Annotated in this window: 7 protein-coding genes; 2 read left to right on the top strand and 5 right to left on the bottom strand. The window is 65.8% G+C overall.

Going from position 1 to position 6,942, the window contains the following annotated elements; genetic code table 11:
* Positions 1–173 precede the first annotated feature (173 nt).
* Positions 174–1,655, top strand: coding sequence for an ATP-binding protein (locus tag AB0L97_RS04680; RefSeq protein WP_364425203.1), 1,482 nt, complete (start codon positions 174–176; stop codon positions 1,653–1,655).
* Positions 1,656–1,712: 57 nt separating this feature from the next.
* Complete coding sequence (locus AB0L97_RS04675; protein ID WP_364425201.1) at positions 1,713–2,570, top strand: 3-hydroxyacyl-CoA dehydrogenase; 858 nt, start codon at positions 1,713–1,715, stop codon at positions 2,568–2,570.
* A gap of 298 nt (positions 2,571–2,868) precedes the next feature.
* Here AB0L97_RS04675 and AB0L97_RS04670 read toward each other — a convergent pair whose 3' ends face one another.
* The 5 genes from AB0L97_RS04670 to hsaA are packed head-to-tail and all read right to left on the bottom strand — an operon-like array spanning position 2,869 to position 6,870.
* The gene (locus AB0L97_RS04670; RefSeq protein ID WP_364425199.1) at positions 2,869–3,285 is read right to left on the bottom strand and encodes a DUF433 domain-containing protein; all 417 of its coding nucleotides are present in this window, start codon (positions 3,283–3,285) and stop codon (positions 2,869–2,871) included.
* A gap of 34 nt (positions 3,286–3,319) precedes the next feature.
* On the bottom strand, positions 3,320–3,892 hold the full coding sequence (gene hsaB / locus AB0L97_RS04665; protein WP_364425196.1) for a 3-hydroxy-9,10-secoandrosta-1,3,5(10)-triene-9,17-dione monooxygenase reductase subunit: 573 nt from the start codon (positions 3,890–3,892) through the stop codon (positions 3,320–3,322).
* Positions 3,893–3,912: 20 nt separating this feature from the next.
* Positions 3,913–4,818: an iron-dependent extradiol dioxygenase HsaC gene (gene hsaC, locus AB0L97_RS04660; protein WP_364425194.1), complete on the bottom strand. Its 906-nt coding sequence runs from the start codon at positions 4,816–4,818 to the stop codon at positions 3,913–3,915.
* Positions 4,818–5,696, bottom strand: a complete 879-nt coding sequence (gene hsaD / locus AB0L97_RS04655) for a 4,5:9,10-diseco-3-hydroxy-5,9,17-trioxoandrosta-1(10),2-diene-4-oate hydrolase (RefSeq protein WP_364425192.1) — start codon at positions 5,694–5,696, stop codon at positions 4,818–4,820. The genes hsaC and hsaD overlap by 1 nt, the downstream gene beginning before the upstream one ends.
* A 10-nt stretch (positions 5,697–5,706) precedes the next feature.
* On the bottom strand, positions 5,707–6,870 hold the full coding sequence (hsaA, locus tag AB0L97_RS04650; RefSeq protein ID WP_364425190.1) for a 3-hydroxy-9,10-secoandrosta-1,3,5(10)-triene-9,17-dione monooxygenase oxygenase subunit: 1,164 nt from the start codon (positions 6,868–6,870) through the stop codon (positions 5,707–5,709).
* Positions 6,871–6,942: the final 72 nt, after the last annotated feature.

Here is a 6,942-nt window from a genome sequence, read left to right as displayed (position 1 = left end):
CGAATTGTCTTGGCGGACAACACCTCTTTACCAGCAGTTCCGCTGTCCCAACTCACCATCCCACGCCGGTTGACAAACCCAGCCCACCCGCTAACTGCGCGGCCTTGGCTCTAATGTGCCAGCTGGTGAGAGTAGTACAGTTATCATAAGTTCACTACTTTTGGGAGGGGCGCGTGCGGAAACCGTCCGACATCTTCGATCGCGACCGGGAATGGGAGGCACTGACCCGGTTCATCGACGATCCCGCCCCGAGTGCGTCTCTCGGCGTGATCTCCGGTCGACGCAGGCAAGGTAAAAGTTTTCTGCTTGAGGCCGTCTGCGAAGTCGCCGACGGTTTCTACTTCTCCGCGCAGGAGGCCACCGACGCGGAATCGCTCGCCGCCGTCGGGGAGGCGCTCAGCCGCCACCTCGATCTGGTCGCTCCCTTCACCCCGGCGAACTGGGGGCAAGTGATCGATGTGCTGCTTCGCATGGGACGCGAGAAGAACACGCCCGTGGTGATCGATGAGTTTCCCTATCTGGTCAGGGCGAATCCAGCGCTGCCGTCGATCATTCAGGGAGCGTATGCGCCGAGGCGAGCCGAGCGCACCGCTTCGCGCACACGGTTGCTGCTCTGTGGTTCGGCGTTGTCTTTTATGGGTGGCCTGCTTTCGGGAAATGCCCCGCTGCGCGGCCGTGCTTCGCTCGAATTGCCCATCGCCACCTTGAATTACCGGCGAGCAGCGGAGTTCTGGGGGATCAGTGACCCTCGGCTGGCCCTGCTCGTGCATTCGGTGGTGGGCGGAACACCGGCGTATCGGACCGAGATGATCCGCTATGACGCGCCCGCGAATCTCGCGGATTTCGATGATTGGGTGGTTCGAGCGATTCTGTCCCCGGGAAGCCCGATGTTCCTGGAGGCGCGGTACCTGCTCGCCGAGGAGCCCGATCTTCGGGACGGCGCCCTCTATCACTCCGTGCTCAACGCCATCGCCACCGGCAACACCGGCCGGGGTGGCATCGCCGGCCACGTCGGCCGCCCGGTGAACACGCTGGCGCACCCCTTGACTGTGCTCGAGGACGCCGGTTTCATCACCCGCGAGGCCGACGCGTTCCGCGCCAACCGCAGCGATTTCCGGATCGCCGAACCGCTGGTCACCTTCTACCACGCGATCATGCGGCCGTTCTGGCCTCAGCTGACCTTGGCCACGGACACCAGCCGTATCTGGCAGCGGGCATCGCATCGGTTCGCCAGCAACGTGATCGGTCCGCACTTCGAGCGAATCTGCCGCGAGTGGGCCATGCTTTTCGCCCAGGAAAGCACCGGCCGAAATCGGCTCGGCGACCTTCCGGTGCAGGTTTCGTCCGGCACGGTCAACGATTCGGCGAACCGTACGACACACGAGGTCGACGTCGTCGCGGTCGGTTACGCCGAGGACGGCCGTCCACCGCTGCTCGGCATCGGGGAGGCGAAGTGGAACGAGGTGATGGGCCTCGGCCATCTGGACCGTCTGCGGCGCATCCGCGAACTGATCTCCGCGAGCGGGAAATTCGATGTCACCGGAATGCGCCTGCTCTGCTTCTCCGGCGCGGGATTCAGCGAAGACCTGCAACGGGCCGAGCGCGAAGGCGAGGTCGAGCTGATCGGACTGGATGAACTGTACGGCCGCTCGTAAACGTACGATATCGGCCATCGAGCACCGCCACCATCAACGTCTCGAGAGGAGAAACGAATGACCATCGACATTCGCAAGGTGACCGTCCTCGGCACCGGGGTGCTCGGTTCGCAGATCGCCTTCCAGACGGCCTTCCACGGTTTCGAGGTGACGGCATACGACATCGACGACAAGGCGCTGACCGCGGCCAGGGAGCGACTCGACAAGCTGGTGGCGGTCTACCGTGAGCAGGTACCCGGCGGCGGGGACGGCAAGGCCGAGCAGACGGCGGCGGGAATCGCGCTGACTTCCGATCTGGCTCGAGCGGCGCAGGACGCGGATCTGGTCATCGAGGCCATTCCCGAGGTGCTGACCATCAAGCAGCAGACGTACGAGAAGCTCGGCCAGGTCGCACCGGAGCGCACCATCTTCGCCACCAATTCCTCCACCCTGCTGCCCAGCGCCATCAAAGACTTCACCGGCCGCCCGGACCGATTTCTCGCGCTGCACTTCGCGAATCAGGTGTGGCACTTCAACACCGCCGAGATCATGGGCACCGCCGACACCGACCCGAACGTGTACCAGGCCGTGGTCGACTTCGCCTCGAAGATCGGCATGGTGCCGATCGAAATCCACAAGGAGAAGGCCGGTTACGTCCTGAACTCGCTGCTGGTGCCGTTGCTCAACGCGGGCATGAACTTGGCGGCGGGCGGCTACGCCGATCCCGAAGCGGTGGACAAGACCTGGCAGATCGGCACCGGCGCACCGGCCGGGCCGTTCCGCATTCTCGACATCATCGGGCTGACCACGCCTTACAACATCCTCGTCAACAACGAGGACGAGGACTCCCAACGGCTGGCCCAGTGGTTGAAGGAGAACTACATCGACAAGGGCAAGCTCGGCATCGCCACCGGAGAGGGTTTCTACAAGTACTGACCGATGAGGGCGCCGAGCATCAGGGGCGGTCCTCGCCGCCACCCCACCGCCGAAATCGCATATCAGTAGTGGGTGCAAAGTCTCGGCACGGGAGTTCGGGCATGTCGCCAGACTGCCGCCGTGTCTCGAACGTGTGTCCGATATAAGGGTGCTGCTTCAGGTGGCCTGCTTTCTGCCTAACAACGCCCCCGACTTCAGCATCTGGAATCAGTGGCGCGCCCGTGGCTTACAGGTTCTTGCGGATGCTTTCGGCAATGCGGGGACACCAGCGTCGCGGAGGGATTCGGGCATCGAGGATTCAGTCGACATCGCGCCACTCCTCCTCGAGGGCGCGTAGCTCCCGCGATGCACCGTGGTCGGCGCGACGCATGCCCTCACCGAAGAGCATGTCGGACTCCAGACGCATGGCGAAACTATCAACCCTGGGCAAGAGGCAGTGCCTTGCGACGAGCTCATCCGCGGTTAGCCGTTGTCGGGGATTGCCGCGCCGACGTTCGCACACGTCGGCGTTGCTTTTGACCGCAGTGGCCGCGTATGCCAATGCGGCGAGGATGTCGTCGGCCTCGAGGTCTGGATGATCGGCGAGCAAATCGTCGATGGTCATGCCGGAAGCCAGTAGATCCAAAATCATCTCGACGGGATACCGCAGTCCCCGTATCACCGGCTTGCCGTGGCAGATCGCGGGGTCCGATGTGATCCGGCCCTGTAAGGACATCCCTCGACTGTAGCGGTGGTCGGACTTCGCCCAGCTACAACCAGGTGTCCAATGTCGTAGTCGTGAGGAAGTGCTCCAGGTCCGCGCGCCACGGGGCTGGGGTGGTCTTCTCCGGTTCGATGGCGGTGTACTGGCCCCGGTAGAACAGCAGGGGGCGGCCGGTGGTGGTGGTTTCGGAGAGGGTCTGGACTCGCCCGATCACGATGTAGTGGTCGCCGCCGTCGATGACGTTGTCCACCTTGCACTCGATGGTGGCCAGCGCTTCGTCCAGCACCGGGAGTTCCAGGTCGGACGTGTGCCAGGCGGCGCCGGCGAACTTGTCGGGTTCGCGGGAGCCGAAGCGGGCGCACAGTTCGCGCTGCTGTTCGGCGAGGACGTTCACGCAGAAGCGCCCCGATTTCTCGATCGCCGCCCAGGACCGGGACGCCTTGGTGGGGCAGAACAGCACCAGCGGCGGTTCGAGGGAGAGGGCGGCGAAAGACTGGCACGCGAAGCCGATCGGCACTCCGTCGTCGTCGAAGGTGGTGATCACGGTGATGCCGGTGCAGAACTGCCCCAGCACATTCCGGAACTGCCGTGGATCGATCCCGGATCCGTCCGCGGTCATCGCTTCGCTCGCCCTCTCGGTCACTGCTGCCGTTGCCCGACGGTGAAGTCGTGGCCCCACAGGCTCACCGCGGTCGATTCTCGCGCGATCCAGTCGTGGTCGTCCACTTCCAAGCCCTCGCAGCCGAATTCGACGTCGAATCCGCCCGGCGTCTTCATGTAGAAGGAGAGCATCTTGTCGTTGACGTGCCGTCCGAGCGTCGCCGACATCTTGACCTTCTTGCGCAGCGCCCGGTCCAGGGTCAGGCCGACGTCGTCGGCGTTCTCCACCTCGAGCATCAGATGCACAATGCCGCTCGGCGTCGCCATGGGCAGGAACGCCAGCGAGTGGTGGCGCGGATTGCAGCCGAAGAAGCGCAGCCAGGCGGGCTCGCCGTCGGCCGGGCGACCGACCATCTGCGGTGGCAGCCGCATCGAGTCGCGCAGCCGGAAGCCCAGCACGTCGCGGTAGAACTCCAGCGCCGCTTTGTCGTCCTTGGTGCTGAGCACCACGTGCCCGAGCCCCTGCTCCTCGGTGACGAACCGGTGCCCGTATGGACTGACGACCCGGCGATGCTCCAGCGCCGCGCCGTGGAAAGCCTCGAGCGTGTTGCCGGACGGGTCGTCGAACTTGATCAGCTCGTACACCCGGCGATCGGCCAGTTCGGTGGCCGTGCCCTCCTTGTAGGGCACACCCGCCGCGTCGAGCCGGTCGCGGACGTCCTGCAACTCCTCGGCATTGGCGGTCTCCCAGCCCGAGACCTGTAGCCGGTCCTTCTCGCCGGGAACGATCACCAGCCGGGCCGGGAACTCGTCCATGCGCAAGTACAGCGCTTCGGGGTCGGTGCCCTTGCCCTCGACCATGCCGAGGACCTTCAGGCCGTACTCCCGCCAGGCGGCCATGTCGGTCGCCTCGATACGCAGATATCCCAGTGAGCGGATGCCCATCACTTCTCCTTGACGCCCGCGAGGAAATCGATCGCGAGCCGGTTGAATTCGTGGAACTTCTCCAGCTGTGCCCAGTGCCCGCAGCCACCGAAGACGTGCAGCTGCGCGCGCGGGATCACCTTGGTCGCCACCAGCGCGCCGTCGAGCGGGTTGACCCGGTCCTCCCGGCCCCAGATCAGCAGCACGGGCTGACGCAGTTTGTAGGCGTCGCGCCAGAGCATGCCCTTCTCGAAGTCCGCGCCGGCGAACGACTTGCCCATCGCCCTGGTCGCGGCCAGCGCCTCGGGCGTGCTCGCCGAGGCGAACCGCTCGTCGATCAGCTCCTCGGTGATGAGCGACTGGTCGAAGACCATGATGCGCAGGAACGCCTCCAGGTTCTCCCTGGTCGGCTCGAAATTGAACTTGGAGAGCAGCTTCACGCCCTCGGTCGGGTCGGGCGCGAACAGGTTGGTGCTCAGCCCGCCCGGCCCCATCAGGATCAGCTTCCCGGCCCGATCCGGGTAGTCCAGTGCGAACCGGACCGCCGCGCCGCCGCCGAGCGAGTTGCCCAGCAGGTGCACCCGGGACGTGATCTCCAAGTGGTCGAGCAGGTCCTTCAGCGCCGAGGCGCTGTGCACGAAGTACTGCGGATGCTCGGTGGGTTTGTCCGAGCGGCCGTAGCCCGGCTGGTCGACCGCGATCACGTGGAAGTGCTCGGCCAGTACCGGGATGTTGCGCGCGAAGTTCGACCAGGAGGACGCGCCAGGCCCGCCGCCGTGCAGCAGGACGATCGTCGGCCCGCTGCCGACGCCCGCCTCGTGGTAGTGCAGCCGCAGATCGGGCCGCACCTGCGCGTAGCGCGAGGTCGATTCGGCGGTGAGTTCCGCGGTAGAGGTCACGGTCGTCCTCCTAGACCATGCCGTCGGTGACGGGCAGGCCGAACTCGTGCGTGCCGTACATCAGGTAGGCGCGCTCGGGATCGTTGGCCGCGTGCACCCGGCCCGCGTGCGCGTCACGCCAGAAGCGTTGCAGCGGTGTGCCGTTGGCCAGTGCGGTGGCGCCGGAGCTCTCGAACAGCTTGTCGATCGCGGCGATCGAGCGGCCGGTGGCGCGCACCTGGTCGCGCCGCGCCCGCACGCGCAGGTCGAACGGGATCTCCTTGCCCGCCGCCAGCAGTGCGTACTCGTCGGCGACGTTGCCCGACAGCTGCCGCCACGCGGCGTCGATGTCGCTGGCGGCCTCCGCTATGCGCACCTTGGCGAACGGGTCCTCCTTGGCCTTCTCGCCCGCGTAGGCCGCGCGCACCCGCTTGCCCTGGTGGTCGACGTGCGCCGCGTAGGCGCCGTAGGCCATGCCGACGATCGGGGTGGAGATGGTGGTGGGATGGATTGTGCCCCAAGGCATCTTGTAGACCGGATCGGTATTCTGCTCCAGACCGGGCGATTTCAGTTCGCTCATGGCACGGAAGCTGAGGAACCGGTGCGAGGGCACGAAGACGTCCTTCACCACGACGGTGTTGGAGCCGGTGCCGCGCAGGCCGACCACGTTCCACACGTCGTCGATGCGGTAGTCGTCGCGCGGGATGAGGAAGCTGCCGAAGTCCACCGGCTTGCCGTCCTTGATCACCGGGCCGCCGAGCACCGCCCAGGTGGCGTGATCGCAGCCGGACGACCAGGCCCACGCGCCGTTGACGAGGTAGCCGCCGTCGACGACCGTGCCCGCGCCCATGGGCGCGTAGGAGGAGGAGATCCGCACTTCGGTGTCCTCGCCCCAGACGTCCTCCTGCGCCTGCTGCGCGAACAGCGCGAGGTGCCAGTTGTGCACGCCGACAATGCCGGCCACCCAGCCGGTGGAGCCGCACGCGCCGGCGATCTTGCGCACGGTGTCGTAGAAGACCACCGGATCGGCGGCGTGACCGCCCCACTGCTTGGGCTGGAGCAACCGGAAGAAGCCGGTCTCCTGCAACGCCTTCATGCTTTCGTCGGGGATGCGCCGCAGGTCCTCGGCCTCCTGTGCGCGTTCGCGCAACGTCGGCAACAGCGCTTCGACCCGTTCGGTCACTTCTTGCGTCATCTCGGGACCTGCTCCTGCCTGGTCGGTTGATGTCCGGAATCTCATTTGCCTCTGAGACTAGAACACGTTCCT

Origin of the sequence: Nocardia sp. NPDC051911 (assembly GCF_040681035.1) — a bacterium.
GTDB lineage: Bacteria > Actinomycetota > Actinomycetes > Mycobacteriales > Mycobacteriaceae > Nocardia > Nocardia sichangensis.
Note: the sequence above shows the minus strand (reverse complement) of the source record. Positions and strands in the feature narration are given on the sequence as shown.

Coding starts and splice junctions, on each gene's coding strand:
- hsaC (WP_364425194.1), bottom strand. CDS start 4,818: ATGGGCATCCGCTCACTGGGATATCTGCGTATCGAGGCGACCGACATG.
- AB0L97_RS04670 (WP_364425199.1), bottom strand. CDS start 3,285: ATGTCCTTACAGGGCCGGATCACATCGGACCCCGCGATCTGCCACGGC.
- hsaB (WP_364425196.1), bottom strand. CDS start 3,892: ATGACCGCGGACGGATCCGGGATCGATCCACGGCAGTTCCGGAATGTG.
- hsaA (WP_364425190.1), bottom strand. CDS start 6,870: ATGACGCAAGAAGTGACCGAACGGGTCGAAGCGCTGTTGCCGACGTTG.
- AB0L97_RS04675 (WP_364425201.1), top strand. CDS start 1,713: ATGACCATCGACATTCGCAAGGTGACCGTCCTCGGCACCGGGGTGCTC.